Source organism: Nonomuraea sp. NPDC054003 (assembly GCF_055585125.1).
Genome location: NZ_JBVJKR010000007.1, coordinates 424,046 through 444,296, shown reverse-complemented (window position 1 = coordinate 444,296; position 20,251 = coordinate 424,046). Strand labels below are relative to the sequence as shown.

General features: G+C 72.5%; 22 protein-coding genes. 14 read left to right on the top strand and 8 right to left on the bottom strand.

Features of this window, described 5'->3' with window-relative positions; translation table 11 throughout:
* The first annotated feature begins 163 nt into the window (after positions 1 to 163).
* The 3 genes from ACZ6YG_RS21365 (at position 164) to ACZ6YG_RS21355 (ending at position 3,760) form a co-directional block, all read left to right on the top strand.
* The gene (locus ACZ6YG_RS21365) at positions 164 to 1,171 is read left to right on the top strand and encodes an aldo/keto reductase (RefSeq protein ID WP_466018985.1); all 1,008 of its coding nucleotides are present in this window, start codon (positions 164 to 166) and stop codon (positions 1,169 to 1,171) included.
* Positions 1,172 to 1,463: 292 nt separating this feature from the next.
* A complete protein-coding gene (locus tag ACZ6YG_RS21360) occupies positions 1,464 to 1,751 on the top strand; it encodes a hypothetical protein (protein ID WP_466018984.1) in 288 nt (95 codons plus the stop codon).
* A gap of 170 nt (positions 1,752 to 1,921) precedes the next feature.
* Positions 1,922 to 3,760, top strand: a complete 1,839-nt coding sequence (locus ACZ6YG_RS21355; protein ID WP_466018983.1) for an AfsR/SARP family transcriptional regulator — start codon at positions 1,922 to 1,924, stop codon at positions 3,758 to 3,760.
* Here ACZ6YG_RS21355 and ACZ6YG_RS21350 read toward each other — a convergent pair.
* Positions 3,757 to 6,561 carry an ATP-binding protein gene (locus ACZ6YG_RS21350; protein WP_466018982.1) on the bottom strand — a complete coding sequence of 935 codons (2,805 nt, stop codon included), beginning with the start codon at positions 6,559 to 6,561 and terminating at the stop codon, positions 3,757 to 3,759. The genes ACZ6YG_RS21355 and ACZ6YG_RS21350 overlap by 4 nt on opposite strands.
* A gap of 135 nt (positions 6,562 to 6,696) precedes the next feature.
* Here ACZ6YG_RS21350 and ACZ6YG_RS21345 point away from each other — a divergent pair, with 135 nt between their 5' ends.
* From ACZ6YG_RS21345 to ACZ6YG_RS21335, 3 genes are read left to right on the top strand one after another with little or no spacing between them, the layout of a single operon-like run.
* Positions 6,697 to 7,041 (top strand): VOC family protein, encoded by a 345-nt coding sequence (locus tag ACZ6YG_RS21345; protein ID WP_466018981.1) that lies wholly within the window; start codon positions 6,697 to 6,699, stop codon positions 7,039 to 7,041.
* Positions 7,042 to 7,085: 44 nt separating this feature from the next.
* Positions 7,086 to 7,697 carry a VOC family protein gene (locus tag ACZ6YG_RS21340; RefSeq protein ID WP_148031030.1) on the top strand — a complete coding sequence of 204 codons (612 nt, stop codon included), beginning with the start codon at positions 7,086 to 7,088 and terminating at the stop codon, positions 7,695 to 7,697.
* Between the two features lie 44 nt (positions 7,698 to 7,741).
* Entirely contained in the window at positions 7,742 to 8,182 is a 441-nt protein-coding gene (locus ACZ6YG_RS21335) for an iron chaperone (protein WP_466018980.1), read from the top strand.
* A 20-nt stretch (positions 8,183 to 8,202) separates the two neighbouring features.
* Here the strand turns inward: ACZ6YG_RS21335 and ACZ6YG_RS21330 are convergent, their stop codons facing one another.
* Positions 8,203 to 8,949 (bottom strand): hypothetical protein, encoded by a 747-nt coding sequence (locus ACZ6YG_RS21330; RefSeq protein ID WP_466018979.1) that lies wholly within the window; start codon positions 8,947 to 8,949, stop codon positions 8,203 to 8,205.
* Positions 8,950 to 9,129: 180 nt separating this feature from the next.
* Between ACZ6YG_RS21330 and ACZ6YG_RS21325 the strand changes: the two genes are divergently transcribed.
* From ACZ6YG_RS21325 to ACZ6YG_RS21295, 7 genes are all read left to right on the top strand, one after another.
* On the top strand, positions 9,130 to 9,630 hold the full coding sequence (locus tag ACZ6YG_RS21325; protein WP_466018978.1) for a GNAT family N-acetyltransferase: 501 nt from the start codon (positions 9,130 to 9,132) through the stop codon (positions 9,628 to 9,630).
* Between the two features lie 192 nt (positions 9,631 to 9,822).
* The gene (locus ACZ6YG_RS21320) at positions 9,823 to 10,029 is read left to right on the top strand and encodes a hypothetical protein (RefSeq protein WP_148031027.1); all 207 of its coding nucleotides are present in this window, start codon (positions 9,823 to 9,825) and stop codon (positions 10,027 to 10,029) included.
* A gap of 94 nt (positions 10,030 to 10,123) precedes the next feature.
* Complete coding sequence (locus ACZ6YG_RS21315) at positions 10,124 to 10,330, top strand: hypothetical protein (RefSeq protein ID WP_466018977.1); 207 nt, start codon at positions 10,124 to 10,126, stop codon at positions 10,328 to 10,330.
* Between the two features lie 88 nt (positions 10,331 to 10,418).
* A complete protein-coding gene (locus tag ACZ6YG_RS21310) occupies positions 10,419 to 10,952 on the top strand; it encodes a MauE/DoxX family redox-associated membrane protein (protein ID WP_466018976.1) in 534 nt (177 codons plus the stop codon).
* 28 nt (positions 10,953 to 10,980) lie between these two features.
* Positions 10,981 to 11,541 (top strand): TlpA disulfide reductase family protein, encoded by a 561-nt coding sequence (locus tag ACZ6YG_RS21305; protein WP_148031024.1) that lies wholly within the window; start codon positions 10,981 to 10,983, stop codon positions 11,539 to 11,541.
* Complete coding sequence (locus ACZ6YG_RS21300; protein WP_466018975.1) at positions 11,538 to 13,385, top strand: ABC transporter ATP-binding protein; 1,848 nt, start codon at positions 11,538 to 11,540, stop codon at positions 13,383 to 13,385. The genes ACZ6YG_RS21305 and ACZ6YG_RS21300 overlap by 4 nt, the downstream gene beginning before the upstream one ends.
* Positions 13,382 to 13,816 carry a S26 family signal peptidase gene (locus ACZ6YG_RS21295; protein WP_222708905.1) on the top strand — a complete coding sequence of 145 codons (435 nt, stop codon included), beginning with the start codon at positions 13,382 to 13,384 and terminating at the stop codon, positions 13,814 to 13,816. The genes ACZ6YG_RS21300 and ACZ6YG_RS21295 overlap by 4 nt, the downstream gene beginning before the upstream one ends.
* Before the next feature lie 7 nt (positions 13,817 to 13,823).
* Here ACZ6YG_RS21295 and ACZ6YG_RS21290 read toward each other — a convergent pair whose 3' ends face one another.
* Both ACZ6YG_RS21290 and ACZ6YG_RS21285 read right to left on the bottom strand, forming a co-directional pair.
* Positions 13,824 to 14,840, bottom strand: coding sequence for a helix-turn-helix domain-containing protein (locus ACZ6YG_RS21290; protein ID WP_466018974.1), 1,017 nt, complete (start codon positions 14,838 to 14,840; stop codon positions 13,824 to 13,826).
* Positions 14,841 to 14,948: 108 nt separating this feature from the next.
* Complete coding sequence (locus ACZ6YG_RS21285) at positions 14,949 to 15,818, bottom strand: LLM class flavin-dependent oxidoreductase (protein ID WP_219548053.1); 870 nt, start codon at positions 15,816 to 15,818, stop codon at positions 14,949 to 14,951.
* A gap of 85 nt (positions 15,819 to 15,903) precedes the next feature.
* On the opposite strand from ACZ6YG_RS21285, the gene ACZ6YG_RS21280 reads away from it, so the two are divergent.
* Positions 15,904 to 16,392 carry an SRPBCC family protein gene (locus tag ACZ6YG_RS21280; protein ID WP_219548055.1) on the top strand — a complete coding sequence of 163 codons (489 nt, stop codon included), beginning with the start codon at positions 15,904 to 15,906 and terminating at the stop codon, positions 16,390 to 16,392.
* Here the strand turns inward: ACZ6YG_RS21280 and ACZ6YG_RS21275 are convergent.
* The 4 genes from ACZ6YG_RS21275 to ACZ6YG_RS21260 all read right to left on the bottom strand — a co-directional run bounded on the left by ACZ6YG_RS21275 (position 16,377) and on the right by ACZ6YG_RS21260 (position 20,198).
* Positions 16,377 to 16,748 (bottom strand): ArsR/SmtB family transcription factor, encoded by a 372-nt coding sequence (locus ACZ6YG_RS21275; RefSeq protein WP_148031019.1) that lies wholly within the window; start codon positions 16,746 to 16,748, stop codon positions 16,377 to 16,379. The two genes, ACZ6YG_RS21280 and ACZ6YG_RS21275, sit on opposite strands and share 16 nt — an antisense overlap.
* Before the next feature lie 153 nt (positions 16,749 to 16,901).
* The gene (locus ACZ6YG_RS21270; protein ID WP_466018973.1) at positions 16,902 to 18,101 is read right to left on the bottom strand and encodes a cytochrome P450; all 1,200 of its coding nucleotides are present in this window, start codon (positions 18,099 to 18,101) and stop codon (positions 16,902 to 16,904) included.
* The gene (locus ACZ6YG_RS21265; RefSeq protein ID WP_364236722.1) at positions 18,101 to 19,162 is read right to left on the bottom strand and encodes a methyltransferase; all 1,062 of its coding nucleotides are present in this window, start codon (positions 19,160 to 19,162) and stop codon (positions 18,101 to 18,103) included. The genes ACZ6YG_RS21270 and ACZ6YG_RS21265 overlap by 1 nt, the downstream gene beginning before the upstream one ends.
* Before the next feature lie 40 nt (positions 19,163 to 19,202).
* Positions 19,203 to 20,198, bottom strand: coding sequence for an aromatic ring-hydroxylating oxygenase subunit alpha (locus tag ACZ6YG_RS21260; protein WP_466018972.1), 996 nt, complete (start codon positions 20,196 to 20,198; stop codon positions 19,203 to 19,205).
* Positions 20,199 to 20,251: the final 53 nt, after the last annotated feature.

The window sequence follows — 20,251 nt, the reverse complement described above, 5'->3', positions numbered from 1 at the left end:
ATTTACCGGCTGCACCGGACTCGGCGTCGAACCCGGTGGCCCACCGGCCGGGCACTTGACCTGGAGCGCACTCGAGCTTCTAGCGTCATGACACGGGCGCGCCACGGGGGCCGCCGGGATCGCGGGCGTCATCGCCACGAGATCGAGGAAGGACGCGAATCACATGAAGACCGTGCAGCTCGGCCGTACCGGTGAACAGGTCAGCCAACTCGCCCTGGGTTGCATGATCATGGGCACCGCCACGCCGGAGGACGAGGCCGTCGCGATCCTGGACCGGTACGCCGAGGCGGGCGGCGGCTTCCTGGACACCGCCGACTGCTACGCCTGGTGGGAGCGCCGGGGCAGCCGCGGCGGCGAGAGCGAGGAGCTGATCGGCCGCTGGCTGGCCAGGACCGGACGGCGCGAGGACGTGTTCCTGGCCACCAAGGGCAGCGCCGTCCCCCGTGACCTGGACGCGGTCTGGGCCGGCGGCCGGCCGGACTGGGAGGTGGCCTACAGGACGTTCGCCGGGGCCGGGGCGAAGACCCTGCGGGAGGCGATCGACGGCAGCCTGCGCCGGCTCGGCACCGACCACGTCGACCTGTACTACGTCCACGTCGACGACCGGGCCACGCCTCTGGAGGAGACGCTGGAGGCGCTCGCCGGGATCGTCAGGGCCGGCAAGGCCCGCCACATCGGCTGGTCCAACGCGCGGACCTGGCGGCTGGAGCGCATCCGGCAGCTGTGCGCCCGGCATGGCTGGCCGGCGCCGGTCGCGCTCCAGCAGCAGCACTCGTACCTGCGCCGCCGCGCCGGGCTCCGGCACGCGTCGATCGTGGACGACGAGCAGCTGGACTACCTGGAGGCGCATGACGACCTGACCCTGGTGGCGTACTCCCCCATCCTCAAGGGCATCTACGACGACCCGGCCAAGCGCGAGGGCCACGGGGCGATGGAGCCGTACGGCGGCCCGGACGCCGAGGCCCGGCTCGCCGCCGTCGCCGAGGTGGCCGCCGAGGCGGGCGTGACGCCGAACGCGCTGGTCCTCGCGTGGCTGCTGCGCCAGACCTCGCCCACGGTCGTGCCGCTGATCGGGCCGCGCACGCTCCAGCAGTACGAGGCGGCCCTGCCGGCGCTCGACGTCAAGCTCACCGACGAGCAGTTCGCCCGCCTCGACACGGCCGGCGCCTGAGACGAGATCCGCGCCGTCTCCCGCCGCGCCGCCACCCGGGACACCGAGCTCGCCGCCGTCCACCTCGGCGACCACACCGTGGACCTGGTCCGCAAGACCGTGTCAGGCGGCCTGCGGCTGACGCCCACCGAGTGGCACATCCTGGAGATCCTGCTGCGCGACCCCGGCACCTCATCACCGAACCCGGCATGGGCTACCGCTACACCCCGTGAAGGCGGCGCGAAGGCCGCATGAATGTGCGCGGGAATAGCCTGCCCGCTGTTCCCCAGCAGATTTGAAACGGAGGATATAGGTGCGTATCGCCATTATCGGCACCGCGCTCGCGGTCGGTCTCACGCTCTTCACCGGCAGCGCCGCGACAGCCACGGTCGCGAAATGCAACTGGACCCAGGCGAAGCTCAACGTCAGCAAGACGTTGTATCGCACGGCGACGGGATGGACCCCCAAGGGGTCGATTCCCAGCGGCACGGTGATCATTTTTTATTACACGAAATACTCCCGGTTGTCCGTCCCGTCGCGCAACGGCTATATAGCGCCTGGGGGGATGACGGTCATCGACGGGGGCACCTGCCCGTCCTGACGCGCTCGCTTCGCCACCGCCGCCGGCCTCGTCCGCGCGGCGGTCCGCTTTTCCGGGGGTGACGCCTCATGGGCGACTATTAGTCCCTGTTCGAAAGGTTCGAGCGGGCTCGCCGTCCGCTCTAGCGTGTGCCGCGGCTGTTCTCCGGCACTCGCACGAAGGTGATCGTCATGGTGGCGTCGCGTTTCTCGATCTTGGGGTCTCTGTCGGTCACGACCGAGGAGGGCATCCGGACGTCCGTGCCGGGTCAGAAGAACCGGGTCCTGCTCGCCACGCTGCTCCTGCACGCCGACCAGTGCGTCTCCGTGGACCAGCTGGCCAGGCGCCTCTGGGGTGACGGCCTCCCGCGTGACCCGCGCCGCGTGGTGCAGACGTACGTCGTCCGCCTGCGTCGATGGCTGGGCGACGGCGGCCTGGTCCAGACGCGGGACGGCGGCTACGTCATGGAGCTCGACCACGAGCGGCTGGACCTGCTCGAGTTCCGGCGGCTGCTGCGTCTCGCGGCTAAGGCCGGCCGCCCGGAGGACGAGGTGGCGCTCCTGCGCCGGGCGGTGAGCCTCTGGCGCGGCCCGGCGTGCGAGAACGTGGAGTCGGACGTGCTGCACCACCTGGATGTGCCCATCCTCACCGAGCAGTATCAGCACGCCGTCGAGCGGCGCGTCGACCTGGAACTCCGGGCAGGTCCGCCAGGTGAGCTGATCGCGGAGCTGCGGGCTCTCACCCGGGAGCATCCGCTGCGTGAGCGCCACTGGGCCCAGCTGATGACGGCGCTGCGCGGGTGCGGGCGCAGGGCGGAAGCGCTGGACGTCTACAGCTCGGTGTTCCGTACGTTACGTGACGAGCTGGGGATCGAGCCGGGCCGCGAACTGCGCGAGCTGCACGAGGCGATCCTGTCCGGCGACGACGTCACCTTCCCGGGGGTGACGCCGCCACGGGAGCTCCCTCCTGACGTCAGGCACTTCGTGGGCCGCGCCAGGGAACTCCGGCTCCTGGACGACGCCCTGGCCGAGGAGGGTTCCGCGGCCAGGACCGCCGTCGTCGTCGGTCGTGGCGGCGTCGGCAAGACGGCCATGGCGATACGGTGGTGCACCTCCGTGGCCGGGGACTTCCCGGACGGGCAGCTGTATCTCGATCTCCGAGGCTTCGACGCGCGGCCGGCGCTCGAACCCGCCGACGCGCTGCGCGCCCTGCTCCGCGGCCTCGGCGTCGCCCCCGGCGACATACCGGCCGACGAGACGGCGGCGTCCGCCCTCTTCCGGACGCGCACCACCGGCCGCCGCCTGCTCATCCTGCTCGACAACGCTCTCGACACCCGGCAGGTGCGGCCTCTCCTGCCGGGCCGCGGGCCGGTGGTCGTCGTCACCAGCCGCAACCAGCTACGAGGGCTCGTCGCGAGCGGCGCCGCCACACGGGTCGTCCTGCGCCCCCTGTCAGACGACGAGTCGGCCGCCCTGCTCGCGGCCCTGCTCGCCAAGGACCCGGCCTGGCGGGAGACGGACCAGGCGCGCCGCCTCGCGGCCCTGTCCGACGGCCTGCCCCTGGCCCTGCGCGTCATCGGCGAGAGACTCGCGCGTCAGCCCGAGCTGCCGCTCACGGACCTCGTACGGGACATCGACGCCGATCCGGACGCCGTCGCCTCCGGTGACGACGCGGTGCACGCCATGCTGTCCTCCTCCTACGAGCGGCTCGACACGACGACGAAGCGCGTCCTGCGCCTCACCGGCGGTCTCCATCCGGGCCCGGTGCTCGACCCGCGCCCGGTCGCCGCACTCGTCGGGATGCCGGTCGACCGGGTACGGGCCCACCTCGACCACCTGGTGGCGAACCACCTCGCCGAGCAGACCGGCCCCCACCGCTATGAGCTGCACCGCCTGGTCAGGTCGTACGCGGCCGCGGAAATGCGACGCCAGGACACGGCACCGCAGCAGAACGCGGCCCGTGCCGCCCTGCTGCTTCTGCGCGAATACAGACCATCCGCGATCGACGCGGAGGCCCCCGTCCGGTTCTAGCCCTCGGGCGGCGCCGGAGCTGGGGCCATCGGGGCGAGTCCGAGGTCGCGTAGCGTGGCGGCGCCGCGTGAGGCGTGGGCGCCGCCGGCGAGCACCAGGGTTCGCGCGGACTGGTAGCGGCAGCCGGCGGCGTCGAAGGCGGCCGCCAGGGCGGGCAGCGCCTCCCGGTCGCCGTCGAGCAGGGCTCCGGCTCGCTCCACGATGGCGCCGGCGACCGGGTTGCCGGCCACGACGGCCCGCGCCCCGGCCACGCGGTCGCGGGCGTCGGGGCTCCCGGCCAGCACGGCGGCTTCGGCGCGCAGCGCCACGTACCAGTGGAGCCAGATCCAGGTGACCCACTGCCACACCTCGCCCGGCTCGGGCGCCAGCCGCTCCAGCGCCTCCGCCGCCTGCCCGCGGTGGAGGAGCGGCAGCGCGTCGAAGACCGCCCCGTAGCCGCGGGTGTTCCCCGGGGAGTCGTCGAGCCGGCCCAGCACCGCGCTCCACTCGCGCGAGGCGTCCAGGTCGCCGCGCAGGGCGTGCGTCATCGCCACCGCGGCCGCCGGCGGGCCGAGGACCGACCTGGCGGGCCGGCCGGCCCGCTGCCACGCGTCGAGGAACCGCACGCCGCCGCTGAGCACGTCCTCGACGTCGCCCGCCAGCGCGTCGGCCACCAGGAGCCAGCCCGTGGCGCGGTGGCCGACCTCCGCCAGCAACGGATGCTCCGCGAGCCGCCGCGCCCACCGGCGGGCACCCGGCAGGTCGCCGGTGCCGATGCCGGCCTCGGCCGCCTCCCCCAGCGCCTCGATCAGCTCGTGGGTGCCGGCCGGGGTCTCCGGCGCGGACGAGAGCAGCGTGATCCGCCGCCGGGCCGTGCCCGCGGCGGCGAACGTGTCACCGGCCCAGCTCCGGGCGCAGGTGAGCGTGTCGAGCGCGGCGGACTCGGCGAGCGGGTCGCCCGTGCGGCGGGCGAGCTCGACCGCTCGTTCCGCGCGGGCGATCGTCGCCTGGACCGCGTCGTCCAGGCCCTCCTCCGCACCGACCTCGGTGAGCGCCCGCCCGGCCTCGGCCAGCGCCACGGCGGCCTCGGCGGCCGCGTCGCCGCCGGCCAGCTCCCGTGCCCGGGTGATGAGCGCGTCCGTCTCCTCCGGTGGCAGTTCCCGTACGAACTTGCCGGAGAACCGGCAGGCGTTGGCGGCGGCGGTCGCCAGGTCACAGGCGGCGCCGGCGAGGTCGCCTGACCGGCGGGCGGCGTCCGCGGCGGCGCGCTGCAGGCGGTACATGTCGTCGCCGCGCATCCTGCACCCGGCCACGGCGGCGGCCTGCCGGAGCATCGGCGCGGCGGCGTCGTCGGCGAGCGCCGCGGCCTGCTCGTAGCGCTCCTGGGACTCGCCGATCAGGTTGCGGGTGAAGGTCAGCTCCGCCAGGGATCGGGCGAGGCGGTACGCCTCCGCGCGCCGTTCCGGCCGGTCGGCCGCCCACGTCAGGGCCGCGCGCAGGTCGTCCGCCACCGCGTCGAACCCGGCCCGCCAGCCCTCCCGCGCCACCGCCAGCCCGTCGGCCCGCTCCAGGCACCAGCGGACGTGGCGGGATCGGGTGACGGCCAGCTCATCGGCCTCGGACAGCCGTTCCATCCCGTACTGGCGGATGGTCTCCAGCGCCCGGTACCCGGTCCCGCCCGGGGCGGCCGTCACCACGAGCAGGCTCTGTTCGGCCAGCCGGGCCAGCCCTTCGGCGACGATGCCCGCCTCATCGCCCTCTTCGTCCCCGGCCACCTCCGCCGCCGCGGCGGCGGTGAACGGCGCGACGAACACCGACACCCGGCGCAGCAGCGCCCGGTCGGCCGGCTCCAGCAGCGCGTGGCTCCAGTCCAGCGCCCCCCGCACCGAACGATGCCGCTCGTCGGCGCGGGAGCCGCCCGTCAGCATCCGCAGCGGGTGGGACAGGGCGGCGGCGATGCCGTCCAGCCCGAGCGTGGAACACCGGGCGGCGGCCAGCTCGATCGCCAGCGCCATCCCGTCCAGCCGCTCGCAGACGGAGGCGACCTGGTCGCGCAGCGCGGGATCCAGCGGCCGGCCCGCCGCCGCGGCCCGCTCCATGAACAGCGCGACCGCGTCGGACCCTCCGTCGGCGGACAGCGACAGCGGCGGAACCGTGTACACGCGTTCGAACGGCACCATGAGCCGTGCCCGGCTGGTCGCCAGCACCGTCACGCGCGGGCACGCCGCCAGCAGCCGCTCGGTGAACAGCGCCACCCCGTCCAGCACGTGCTCGCAGTTGTCCAGCACCAGCAGCGCGTGGCGGTCGGCCAGCGCGGCGGCCACCGACTCGGTCAGGTCGCGGCCGGGCTCCTCGCCGAGGCCGACGGCCCCGGCGACGGCGGTTGCGACCAGGCCGGGATCGGTGACCGGGACGAGGTCGGCGAACCACACGCCGTCGGCGTACTCGCCGGCCGCCCGCGCGGCCACGGCCAGCGACAGCCGGGTCTTGCCGACTCCGCCTGGACCGACCGCGGTCACCTGGCGGTTCGCCTTGATCAGCTCGGCCAGCTCGGCCCGCTCGCTCGCCCGTCCGACGAACGAGGTCAGCGGGGCCGGCAGGACCGGCGCCGGCGACGGGGCGGCGCCGGCCGGCTCGGGCGCGCGCCGAGCCAGCGCCCGGCGGTCCGGCACCTCCAGCTTGCGCAGCAGCGAGGAGACGTGACTCTCCACCGTGCGCACCGAGATGCACAGCCGTGCCGCGATCTCGGCGTTGCTGAGATGGGCCCCGACCAGGTTCAGCACCTCGGCTTCCCGAGCCGAGATATCCACTTCTGTCGCCACTGTCCCAGTTTGGCGCATCCGCTCCGTACGTGGTCCGTGCCGTCGATCCGTGGCCGGATTCCGTGGTGAGCACGGATGTGGACCGGACGGGCCGGGCGGCAGGCTTTACCCAGCGACGAACCACGAGGAGCGACCATGACCATCTCCATCAAGACCGTGCTGCACCCGGTGACCGACCTGGCCAAGGCCAAGGCCGTGTACGCGGCCCTGCTCGGTGTCGAGCCGCAGACCGACTCGTCCTACTACGTCGGCTTCGAGGCCGGGGGCCAGCACATCGGGCTGGTGCCCGGCGGCGGGCCGCAGGGCATGACCTCGCCGGTGGCGTACTGGCACATGCCCGACATCGAGGCGAAGGTGGCCGAGATGACGGCCGCGGGGGCCACCGTGCGGGAGGCCGCGCACGAGGTCGGCGCCGGCCGCCTGGTGGCCACCGTCACCGACCCCGACGGCAACGTCCTCGGACTGATCCAGGACCGATGAGCCCCCTGATCGACCACGACCCCGACTCTCCCAAAGGAACCGCCATGACCTCCTTCGCATCCGTCACCCTGGAAGTCCCCGACCCCGCCGCCGCGGACGCCTTCTACCGGGCCTTCGGCCTGGACCCGTACGTGCACGTCCGTGCCTCCGACGCGCCGGCGACCGGCTTCCGCGGCTTCGCGCTGTCACTCGTGGCGGCCCAGCCGGGTGACGTCGACGCCCTCATCGGCGCCGCGCTCGACGCCGGCGCCACGACGCTCAAGCCGGCCGCGAAGGGGTTCTGGGGCTACGGCGGCGTCGTACGCGCCCCGGACGGGACGATCTGCAAGATCGCGACCTCGAAGAAGAAGGACACCGGCCCCGCCGCCCGGCGCATCGAGCAGGTCGCCCTCCTGCTGGGAGTGGCGGACGTCAAGGCGAGCAAGCGGTTCTACGTCGAGCGCGGCCTGGCCGTGGCCAAGAGCTTCGGCGGCAAGTACGTCGAGTTCGACACCCCGTCGTCGGCCGTCACGCTGGCGCTCTACCCGCGCCGCGCGCTGGCCAAGGACACCGGAGTCGCCCAGGAGGGCGCCGGGTCGCACCGGCTCGTGATCGGCGGCGACGCCGGGCCCTTCACCGACCCGGACGGGTTCGTCTGGGAGCCCGCGTCCGTCTGAGCCGTTCCGCACATCTTCGAAAGATTCGAAAGAGAGGTCCTGTCATGAGCAGCACGTACGAGGGATTCACGGCCGAGGAGCGGGCCGCGATGAAGGAGCACGCCACCGAGCGGAAGAAGGCGGCACGGCGCGGCACGCACGCGGACAAGGCGGCGGAAGCGGCGCGAGACGTGCTCGCCAAGATCGCCGAGATGCCGGACCAGGACCGGATCATGGCCGAGCGCGTGCACGCCGCCGTCATGACCGGCGCTCCGGCCCTGGCGCCGAGGCTCTGGTACGGCATGCCCGCCTACGCGCTGGACGGCAAGATCGTCTGCCACTTCCAGCCCTCGGGGAAGTTCAAGACCCGCTACGCGACGCTCGGGTTCAGCGACCGGGCGAACCTGGACGACGGCCCCATGTGGCCGGTCGCGTTCGCCCTGACCGAGGTGACGCCCGAGGTCGAGGCGCGGATCAGCGCACTGGTGAAGCAGGCGGCGAGCTGAGGCCCGGCGCACGGTGGCGGTCAGTCTCCGATGTCGGTGGTCACCTTCCCGGGATCGGGCGCCTTGATGGACACCTTGGCGCCCCACCCGGTGAAGCGGCTGTCGATCACGATCGTCTTGCCTTCGTGCTGGTTGGTGTCGAACACGCCCGTGGCCGCGTACGACGACTTCACCCTGCTCACGAGCCCGGCCGAGGTCAGCGTGAGCGTGTAGGAGACCTTCGTGTCGTTGTGCATGCGCAGCGGGATCGACGCGTCGAACCAGCGTGACACCTTCTCCAGCTCCTTGAAGGTGATCTTCCCGGTGAGGCTGCTCCCGCGCAGTCTGCCTTTCTTGACCAGCGCCGCGAGGGTCTTCGGCTCGGCCGGGTTGATGACCTGCCCGTAGAAGCCGCTGCCGCCGCCGAGGATGGCGTTGCCCTTGAGCCAGGTCTTGCCCTCCGGGAAGCGGCCTTCCCACATGCCGCCCGAGGTGTAGCTGACCTTGCCGACGCTGATCGTACGCTCGCGGGGGCGGGTCGGGGAGGTCGCGGTGATGTCGGAGGCCGCCACGCCCCTGGCGTCGAACTGGAAGGTCCCCTTGCGGCTCTGGATCTTCTTCTTGCCGCCGCCGTAGAGCGTGGTCGTCTCGGTGAACCGCACGCCGTGGCCGGAGGCGAGCTTGCTCTTGAGCGCGCGTACGGGGTCCTTGGGGGCGGCCTGAGCGGGCGCGCCCGCCGCCAGCAGGCAGCCGCAGGCCACCAGTGCGGTGATCGTGGTCTTCTTCATGATCGGTGATCTTGCCGCGGGCGGATCACGGCCGAGGATCGGCGGACGATCGGAAGGGCAACGGCTCTCCGGCGCACGCGGGGCCCGGATCGTGGTTCCATGGGGACGGACCCGTTTCGATCGCTCCTCCGATGAGTCCGCCCTCGCCCTCCGAGGCGTACGAACGATCAGGAGTGCCGCGTGTCCCCTTCCTTCTCCCTGACCGGCGCCGATGTGACCACCGAGCGGCTCGTGCTGCGTCCGTGGCCTCCCGGCGACGTCGCCGCCGTCCTCGGCGGCCACCGGCTCGCGCACTGGGCGCCGGACTTCCCCTCCGCCGCCGACCGGCGCATCTCCGGCTTCGTCGCCGAGCGCCCCGAGGCCATGAACGTGTACGGCCAGCGCCAGATCGTCGAGCGGGAGAGCGGTCTCGCGGTCGGCGCGATCGGGCTGTTCTGGCCGCCCGACGACGGTGTCATCGAGATCGGGTACGGGATCGTGGAGTCCCGGCGTGGGCGCGGATACGCCACGGAGGCCACCCGGGCGATGACCGCCTTCGGGCTCACCGCTCCGGGCGTGGACGAGGTGTTCGCCGACGTGGAGCTCGCGAACGCGGCCTCCGTCCGCGTCCTGGAGAAGGCCGGGCTGCGACGCGTGCGCGGCGACGGCGCGACGGCGAGGTTCACCGCCAGGAGGCCGTGAGCCGGGAATCTTGGCACGGACGGGCAACAGGCGTGGCACGCACGGAAAACCGGCGGCTGCGCGCCCGTGCCATGCTCGACCCGGAGCTATCGAACGGGGGAACGAATCGGGTGCCCTCATCCCCTCTGCTTCTTCGTACACAGGCACGCTATCGCGTCGGCACACACGAGATCCGAAGGGAGGTGAACATCCATGACCGAAACGATCATGAGGTTCGGCGACAGACTGCTGGAACGGCTCGTTCCCAGGATGACGGTCCTCGCGTCAGGTCCCTGCCAGTGCGTGCGCACGTGCTGCATCGTCTACAGCGACGGGACCCGCAGGAAGGGAACCTACATCGAGCACTGTTTCAGCGGCTCGGCGTGCACAAGCTGCACGCAGACCTCCGGCACCTGCTAGCGGCGCCGCGGACCCCGGCGCCCGATCCCCCGCACCTGTCCGTACGACACGCGACCGCATCGGCGGCACGCGATCCGGAGGGAGGTGAACACCGGTGACACAAGCGATCATGAGGCTCGGCGACAGGCTGCTGGAGCGGCTCGTCCCCAGGATGACGGCCCTCGCGTCGGGTCCCTGCCAGTGCGTCCGCACATGCTGCATGAAGGACGGCGGGCTGCCCGCCCTGCGCGGAACGTACATCGAACACTGTTTCAGCGGCTCGGCGTGCACGGGCTGCAGACTGACCGGCGGTTACTGCTGACCGGCGGAAGGCACGCGGCCGCCGTGCCCCGCCACGGGCACGGCGGTCCCGGAATCACCGTCCGGCCGGATTCGCGCTGGGAGTACGCGTGGAGTACCTCGCTTTCGGATGTCACTGGCTCGTCGCCCTCGTCTTCGCCGTCTCCTTCGTGAGCAAGCTCAAGGGGAACCGGCGGGAGTTCGCGGAGTCGACGCGGAAACTGCTGGGCGCCCTCCTTCCGTCGGGGAGCGCCCCGGCCGCCGCCGCCAGGCTCGTCGCCCCCCTCGTCGTGGCGGCCGAGGCCGCCGTGGTGGTGCTGATGATCCCGGCGCCCACCGCGGCTCTGGCTCTCGCGGGCGTCCTGGTCACCGCCTTCGGCCTGGCCATCGCGCTGGCGCTGCGCCGGGGCGTGGCCACCGCCTGCCGGTGCTTCGGCGGGTCGGCGCCGCTGAGCGGGTGGCATCTCGTGCGCAACGCGCTGCTCCTCGGCGCGGTGGCCGCGGGGCTGACGTTCGACCCCGGCCCGCTCGGCGCGGCCGGGACCGCGGGGCTGGCGGTCACCGCGGGCGCGGCGCTCGCGGCCGCCCTGGTCGTCGTACGTCTTGAGGAGATCGGCGAACTGTTCGGCCCGAGGCTGTCGTAGCCGCCGGGACGCTCGAAGGGAGCACGCAATGGCTGTGATGTGGGCCGCCATCGTCCTGGTCGGGGCGGTGTGCGCACTGGATCTCGTCCTGACGCTCGGAGTCGTCCGCCGCCTGAAGGAGCACACCGCCCATCTCGAAGGCCTGCTGCGGGCCGGACCGGCGGGGGCGTTCCCCGGCGGGCTGCCGGAGGTGGGGGCCACCGTCGGGGAGTTCACGGCGACCACCCTCGACGGGGAGGAGATCGGCAGGAGTTCCCTGTCGGGTGAGACGCTGGTGGCGTTCTTCAGCTCCGGCTGCGCGCCCTGCGTGGAGAAGCTGCCGGGTTTCCTCGCCCATGCCCGCGAGCGCATCGGGGGCCGGCGGCTGATCCTCGCGGTCGTGGCGCCCGGGGAGCGGGCCGAGACGGCGAAGATGACCGCCGAGCTGCGGCAGGTGGCGACGGTCGTCGTGGACGAGAACTACGCCGGCGGGGTCGCCAGGGCCTTCTCCGTCACCGAGTACCCCGCGTTCTGCCTGGTCGACAGCGAGGGGACGGTCCTCGCGGTCGAGCGTGAGGTCACCAGGCTCGCGGCGCCCGCCGAGAGATGACGACGCCCGACCGCCGCCCGCTGGCGGCCGGGCTGGTCCGGGCGATCGGCCTCGCCTGCCGGTCGGCTCCCTCCGCCATGGCCTGCTACCTGGCCGTCACCGTGCTGACGGCCGCGTTCCCCGTGGCGATCGCCTGGCTGACCAAGCTGACGCTCGACACGGTCGTGACGGCCGGATCCGTCGCGGCGGTCGCCGGGCTGGTGGCCGGTCTCGCGGCGGCCGGCCTGGCGAACGCGGCCGTGCCGTACGCGACGCAGTACCTGCGGGGCGAGATCGACCGCAAGGTGGGGCTCGCGGCCCAGGACGAACTGTTCACCGCGCTCGACCGGGCCGTGGGCGTGAGCCGGCTGGAGGACCCCGCCTTCCTGGACCGGTTGCGGCTCGCCACGCAGAGCGCGAGCTCCCCCGGGCGGCTGGTCGACTGCGTGCTCGGCTTCGTCCGCGGCGTGCTCACCCTCGCCGGGTTCGTCGGGTCGCTCCTGGTGATGAACACGCTGGTCACCGTCATCGTGCTGGCGGCCGCGGTGCCCGCGCTGATGATGTCCGTGCGGCTCTCGCGGCTCAGGGCGGCGGTGCTGCTGTCGATCGGCCCGACCGAGCGCCGCGAGTTCTTCTACGCCGACCTCCTGACCAGCGCGAACGCGGCCAGGGAGGTCCGGCTGTTCGGGCTCGGCGGTTTCCTGCGCGGGCGGATGCTCGCCGACCGCGTGGCCGCCAACGACGCCCGCCGCCGACTCGACCGGCGCGAGCAGCTGGTGCAGGCGGCGCTCGCGACGCTGTCGGCGGCGGTTTCCGGCGCCGGGCTGGCCTGGACCGTGTTCGAGGCGGTCCAGGGGCGGCTCACCGTGGGCGACGTGTCCATGTTCGTGGCCGCCGTGATGGGCGTGCAGGGCGCGCTGGATTCCGTGGTGGACGCGATCGCCGGCGGCCACCAGCAGCTCATGATGTTCGGCCACTACGCGGCGGTGGTGGACGACGGGCCCGACCTGCCCGCCCCGGCCGAACCCCTCGGCAGCCCGGAGCTGCGCCACGGCATCGAGCTGCGCGACGTGTGGTTCCGCTACAGCGACGGGCATCCGTGGGTGCTGCGCGGCGTGGACCTGTTCCTCCCCGCGGGGACGACGCTCGCGCTCGTCGGCCACAACGGCTCGGGCAAGAGCACGATCGTGAAGCTGCTCTGCCGCTTCTACGACCCCACGAAGGGCGCCATCCTGTGGGACGGCGTCGACATCAGGGACATGGACCCCGCCGCGCTGCGCGCCCGCATCGGCGCGGTGTTCCAGGACTTCATGGCCTACGACTTCAGCGCCGCCGACAACGTCGCACTCGGCGACCTATCCGCGCTCGGCGACCGCGGCCGCGTCGAGACGGCGGCCCGCACGGCGGGCGTGCACGAGACCCTCCGCGAGCTGCCCCTCGGCTACGACACTCTGCTGACGCGGATGTTCTTCGGCGACTCAGGCGACGACGACACGCGGACGGGGGTCGTGCTGTCCGGCGGCCAGTGGCAGCGCGTGGCCCTGGCCAGGGCCTTCCTCCGCCGGTCGCGCGACCTCATGATCCTCGACGAGCCGAGCGCGGGCCTCGACGCGGAGGCCGAGCACGACATCCACACCCGGCTCAGGACGATCAGGTCGGGCCGCACCAGCCTGCTCATCTCCCACCGGCTCGGGGCCATCCGCGACGCCGACCGCATCGTCATGCTCGACAGCGGCACCGTGAAGGAGCAGGGCACCCACGGAGAGCTCCTCGCGGCCGGCGGGACGTACGCGCGGATGTTCCGGCTCCAGGCCCAGGGCTACTCCGACACCGCGACGCGCCAGCCGGAGGGATTTCCGCAGTGACCGTCATCGTCGTGGCCCTGGCCGTGTGCGCGGGAGCCGTCCTGTGGCTGCGCCGCCGCTACGTCATGGTCTCCGTCTCCGGCGCGAGCATGGAACCCGCCTATCGATCGGGCGACCGGGTCTGGGTCCGCCGCGCCCCGGTCGGCTCGGTGCGGGCCGGCCAGGTGGTGGTGGTCAGGCTCAGCTATCCCCCGGACTGGCAGCTCGCGGTCAGGGAACCCTGGAGCATCAAACGCGTGACCGCCGCCCCCGGCGACCCGGTGCCCAGGAGCGGCTTCGACGCCCTCGCCCACGTCCCCGAGACGACCGTCCCCGCGGACCGCCTGGTCGTCTGCGGCGACAACACCGCCGACTCCTACGACTCCCGCCACTGCGGTTACGTCCCCGGCGACCGGTTGCTCGGCGTGGTGGTCCGCCGCGCGGCCGGCTGAACGCCTGTCAGCGGCTGTCGGCCGAGCCGTCCGCCCGGGCCTGCCACCGGTAGGCGGCCGGGGTGACGCCGAACGCCGCGCGGAAGGTCCGGCTGAAGTGCGAGTCGTTCGGGAAACCCCACCGGGCGGCGATGGCGTTGATCGGTACGCCCTCCAGCCGGGGGTCGGCCAGGGCGCGGCGGCAGCGTTCCAGCCGCCGCTGCCGGATCCAGCCGCCGACGGTCTGCCCCTCCTGCTGGAACATCCGGTACAGCTGGCGCAGGGAGATGTGGTGGGCGGCGGCGATGACGGCGGGCGACAGGTCGGCCTGTCCCAGCCGCTGCTCGATGAACGCCCGGATCTCCAGGACGAGCGTCCCGCCGGGGTCGGTCAGGGACGGGGTGGGGTCGACCTCCAGCTCGTGGGCGAGCACGGCGATGACGAAGTCCACGATGACGGTGGACAGCCGGCCCACGTCGGCGGCCGACAGCTCGCCGGACCGGATCACGACGCCGCGAAGCAGGTCACCGAGCAGCGCGGCGACGCCCTGCCGGCCCGCGATCCTGGCGGCCAGCAGCCGCCGGATCTCCGGCTCCGGGAACGGCAGGGCGGCGTGCGGGACCTGCAGGATGAGGCCGTCCGAGCCGGCCCCGTGCCGCCCCGTCGCGCTGTCGCGCGGATCGCTCCTCGTCCACGCCTTGAAGGGCAGGGAGGTGTCGGAGAGCATCAGGTCGGTCGGCGTCAGGAGCGTCTCACGGCCCTCCTGCCACATCCCCGAAGTGCCGCGCAAGGTGAGGGAGATCTGGTACGCCTCGGGATCCGAACTCCGGATCCTGCTCATGCTCCGGTGCGCCTCGAAACCGGCGCACCTGACCCGGGACATCTGCACCGAGCGGAGGTCGATCGTCGTCATCTCGGCCCAGAAGTCGGCTGCCCGATCGCTGGCGGCGCTGACCGAGACCACCGACCTGGCCACGGCCTGCCACCAGTAGTCGAACCGTTCGCCTACCGGCACGTCGTCGAGTCGCACCATCGAAGTGATCACCGTCGTTCCCCATTCCGAACGGTCGCCGCCGGGTCTGCCGCGCTACCCCTTGGCACGTACGAAACACGGATATCCGGCCATGTCCACCACCGTCCACCGCCGTGGGTGTCAGGTGAGGGCCGCGCCGTAGCGGTCGACGAGACCGGCCAGCCGGGCGACCTGGCCGGCCTCGGGCGACCAGCAGTAGAGGATGACCTCGTCCGCCCCGAGTTCCTCGAAGCCGCGCAGCGCCGTGCGGATCTGGTCCTCGGTGGTGAGCATGCCCTCGACCATCCAGTGGGAGGCCCCCACGATCGCGTAGCACTCGCTGATCGCCGCCTTGGCCGTGGCCACGGTCTCCGCCGAGCCGAAGGCCACGTTGAGCTGGCCGACGTTGCGCGGGCGCCCGGCCCGGCCGGCCTGCGACCACTCCTTGTCCACGGCGCGGAAGAGGTCGCCGGCCCACGGCGGAGGAGCGGCGCACAGCAGCCCGTGGCCGAACCGGGCCACCCGGGCCAGCGCGGCCGGCGCGAACGCGCCGAACAGGATCTCCGGGCCGCCGGGGGTCAGCGGCGCGGGCCCCACCGGCCCGAGCCCGCCCGCCGTGCGCTCGCCGGCCCACAACTGGCGCATCTCGGACAGCTGGTCGTCGAGCCGTCGTCCTCGCCCCTTGAGCGGCATTCCGGCCGCGGCGAAGTCATCGGTCCGGCTGCCGACCCCCATTCCCAGCGTGAACCGGCCCTGTGCGAGCCGATCGAGGGTGGCCACCTGCTTGGCCAGCAGGGCGGTGTCACGCAGCGGGCCGATCAGCACTTCGGTCTGGACGCGGATCCGGCGGGTGACGGCGGCGATGGCCGCCAGCATCACCAGCGGCTCGGGGTTGCGCCAGATGAAGCGGTCGAGCAGTCCCAGCGTGCTGAACGGTCCCGCGTCCGCCTGCCGGGCCCAGTCGAGCAGGAGGTCCGGTTCGTCACCCGGCAACCCTATTCCGATCTTCATCGGTGTCTCCTTCGCAAGTGCGCCTTCTTATCTGCGGCGATAGACTCGCTCTGGTTCTTCAGTCGCTGATCGAGAGCTGACACACATGACGGACGACCCCCGCGCGATCAGGCTGGACGAGTTCGTGCCCTACCCTCCCGACCGCGTGTGGCGGGCGTTCGTGGAGCCCCGGCTGGTGACGAAATGGCTGGGGCCGGAGGATTTCCAGCCGGTCGTCGGCCACCGGTTCACCATCGTGACGCAGGCCGTGCCGACGACGAAGTTCGACGGTGTGATCCACTGCCAGGTGCTGGCCATCGAGCCCGAGCGGATGCTGCGCATCAGCTGGGACGACCACGGCCCGAGCGGAGCGCGGTGCACGGCGACCTGGCGGCTGGTCGCCGAGGGCCACGGCACCCGCCTGTTCTTCGACCACGAGGGCTTCGACCCGGACGACGAGCTGCAGCAGCGAGCGCGCCGGATCATGGGCGGCGGCTGGCGCTCGTGGTTGTTCAGCCGGTTGGAGACGGTCCTCGCCGGCGACACGGCCGGGCAGGACGCGACCGGCGAAGGGCTCCCCTACCGCCCCCGCTGATCGGCCTCCTCCTCCACCACCGTGTCGCGCAGGAGCCTCAGCCGGTCCTGCCAGTAGACCTCGTACGGGTGCAGCCAGTTGGAGATCTCCTCCAGAGGCGCCCGGCACAGCGAGTAGTGGCGTTCCCTGCCCACTCTCCGCTCGGTCACCAGGCCGGCGTCGCGCAGCACCTTCAGGTGCTCCGACACACTCGGGCGGGCCATGTCGAAGTGCGCCGCGAGGTTGTTGACCGAATGCGGCCCGGCGAGCAGGAGCTGGAGTATGCGGCGCCTGACCGGGTTGGCCAGCGCCGGGAACACGTCGTCGAGCAGGGTGGGGACGCCGTCTGGCGTCGTCGTCTTCCCGCTCCGCGGCATGATGAGCAACCCTTGATCGCACTGTCGCCGGCGGCCCGGTATGCGCCGACCCGCCTACATTATCAGTAGGCGCTATCCTACCTGTCAATGCGGCCGGCGGGAGCGAGGACACGACGGGCGCGCCGGGCCAGGCGAATCCTCCCGCCGGACCGCTCACCACGTCACCGGGAGCGCCTCGGGCCCTCGCACCAGCCGGTCGGCTTTCCAGACGATCTCCTCGGGCTCGACGGCGAGCCGCAGGCCCGGGACCCTGCGCAGCAGACCGCCGACGGCCGCCTCGATCTCCATCTTCGCCAGCGCCGCGCCCATGCACCGGTGCGGGCCGAACCCGAACGTCAGGTGCGGCTCCCGCTCGGCCTCGGCGTCGATCTCGTCCGGCTCGGTGAAGACCTCCGGGTCGCGGTTGGCCGACGACAGCTGGGTGTACACGGCCTCGCCCTTGGCGATGAGGGTTCCGCCGACGACGACGTCCTCGGTGGCGACGCGGGCGAATCCGCCGGGGCTCTCCAGCGGGACGAAGCGCAGCAGCTCCTCGACGAGGCGGGGCAGCGGCGGACCATCGCCCCGCGCCAGCTCGGCGTAGAGGCCGTCGCGGAGCATGACGAACATCATGTCGGCGATCTCGTTGACGGTCGTCTCGTGACCGACCACGAGCAGGGTGACGCCGAACGTGATCAGCTCCTCCTCGCTCATCACCGCCTCGACGTCCCGCGCCCGTACCATGACGCTGAACAGGTCGGCCGCCGGCGCGACGCGGCGCTGCCCGACCAGCCACCGCAGGTATTCGGTGAGGCTCAGGAACGCCGCCTGGATCTCGTCCGGGGTGAACGCCGTGACCGACATGACGATGTCCGACCAGTCGCGGAACTTCTCCCGGTCGGCGAACGGAACGCCCAGGATCTCGCAGATCACCGAAACGGGCAGCGGCAGCGCGAGATCCCGCACGAGGTCCGCGGGCGGCCCCTGCCCGGTCATCCGGTCGAGCAGGCCGTCGACCTGCTCGTCGATCCACGGCCGCAGCTTCTCCACCCTGCGGGGGGTGAACGCGCGGGCGGCCACCTGGCGGACCCGCGTGTGGTCGGGCGGGTCCATGCTCATGATCATGCCGGGGTTCTGGACGATGTGCGGCTGCAGCCGGGGCAGGTCCATCGTCAGGGTGACCGCACGGCTGAACCTCGGGTCGGAGAGCACGAACTTGGTGTCCTCGTACCCGGTGACCAGCCACGCGTCCCCGCCGAAGGGCATGCGGACGCGGGCGACGCGCTCGGATTCCTGCAGCTTGCGGTACTTCCCGTCCAGCTCCAGCCCGGTGGTGGGGCCGAACGGGAATCGGTGCACGGTGCGCTCGTCCATCACGCGCTCCCGGCGGGCGTCGTCCCGGCCGGGGCCAGTTCCAGGATGGCCAGGCCGAAGGAGGTCGGGTGCGAGCCGGTGATGGTCAGCCCGGCCCGCGCGGCGAGCTCGTCGTACTGCGGGCGGCTGCGTTCCTTTCCTCCGCAGAACAGCAGCATCATCATGTCCAGCCGGGCCAGGCTCCGCTGGTCGCCCGCGCCGCCGACGACCGTCTCGACGACCAGGAGGCGGCCGGTGGGCCCGAGGGCTTCGGCGCCGCGCCGCAGCACCCGCACCACCTGGTCGTCGGGCCAGTTGTGCAGCACGTTCATCAGGACATAGGTGTCGGCGCCTGCGGGCCACGGGCCGAAGAAGTCCCCCTCGGCGAAGGCGATGCGGCCGGCGACCGGCGAGCCGGCCAGGTGGGCCCGTGCCGTGGCGACGCCCGCCGGCGTGTCGAACACCGTTCCGCGGGCTTGCGGGGAGATCTTCAGGATGGCCTGCAGCAGCAGCCCATGGCCGCCGCCCACGTCCACCACGTCTCCGCGGGTCCGCCAGTCGACGGCCGCGATGACGCTGTCCAGGGATATGCGGGTCTTGTGGGCCATCGCCTGCTCGAACGACGCCGCCAGCGGCGGGTGCTGGGCGAGGTCCGCCCAGACGTCCCTGCCGAAGATCCGCTCGTACACCGGCTCGCCGGTCCTGATCGCCTCCATCATGAGGGTGGGCGTCTGGTCGAGCCGGCACATCGCGCTGTCCATGCGCCACCAGTCGCGCATGCTGACGGGGCTGTCCTCCGTCATCAGCTCCGACAGCCGCGTCGGGCGGTACAGCTCGGAAGCCGCGTCGTACTCGAAGACACCCAGGGACGCGAGGTAGCGCAGCAGGCGGCGCACCGCTTCCTGATCCACCCTCTCGCCCGCGGCCTCGAGTCCTTTGAGTATCGCGTCAGCAGGGGCGCCGCCGGGCGCGACCAGGTCGGCCAGGCGCAGCGTCGCCGCCACGCGGACGGCCCAGGGCGCGACCGTGTCGGTCAGGGCCAGCATGGTGCCGAACGCGTCGTCGGCCTGGATGTCGGGCATGGCATCGGACACCTTTACTCCGTTCGGGAGCGCGCGGCGGTCAGTTGAGGAACTCGCGTGCCGGATTGGCACGGGGATAGGTGCGCATGTAGTCCAGGAACATCGCCAGGGTCTTGTCACGGGCGGTGAGCAGGCCGGGCTGGAAGTGGATGGTGTCGAAGATGTCGGAGTCATCGGAGTAGAACTGCATCTGCGCCTTGAACACCCGCTGCAGCGCTTCTTCCGCGGCTTCCTCAGTCTCCGACCCGTCCTTGCGGATCCCGTACACGAAGAACGAGTCCGTCCGGCCGGGAGCGGGCAGGCTGGGCGAGGTCATCCAGAAGTACCAGCGCCCGTTGAGCAACCCTGTCTGCAGGAACAGGTTGGGGCCGTGGATGTCGATCCGGACGTCGTACGCGGTGCCGTCGGGCAGCGAGCCCACGAGGTCGTAGCCGTGGCTGTGCTCGGTGCGCCGCACGGTGTCGGCGGGCGGCACCTTCAGGTCGAAGCCGTGCGGCAGGGACAGGTGCTGCAGGTCGAGGGTGTGGGCCGAGACCATCCAGGGCTCCATGGCCAGGTGCCCGAAGCGTCCGCGCCGGGCCCTGATCTCCTCCTCGGGGCAGGGCAGCCCGGGGATCCGGAAGATCGGGTCGGTGCCGTTGAAGGCCCACACGACGCCGAACCTCTCCTCGGTGGGGAACCTGAACAGCCGCGCGCCCTCGGGCACCGCGTCGCCGCTGCCGGTCCGGCGGCACACCCCCTGCTCGTCGTAGGTCCAGCCGTGGAAGCGGCACCTCAGCAGCCCGTCGGCGGCCGTCCCCACGCTGAGGTCGGCCCCGAGGTGCATGCAGTACGCGGACAGCACCGACGGCCGCCCTGACCGGTCGCGGAACGCCACCACGCGCCCGCCCAGGAACTCCGCGCCGACGACCGCGCCCGGCGTCAGATCCTCGGCCATGCAGATGGGGTACCAGCTCTGTGTGTAGAGTCCGTCGTCGCCTTCGTGGGGAAGGTGCGGGCTCGTCGGCCGGGGCACCGGGGCGTCGAGACTGGTCACGGTCACCTCCGCTGGGGGAATAACGCGGTGGCCCAAACGCTAGGTCAGGCCGG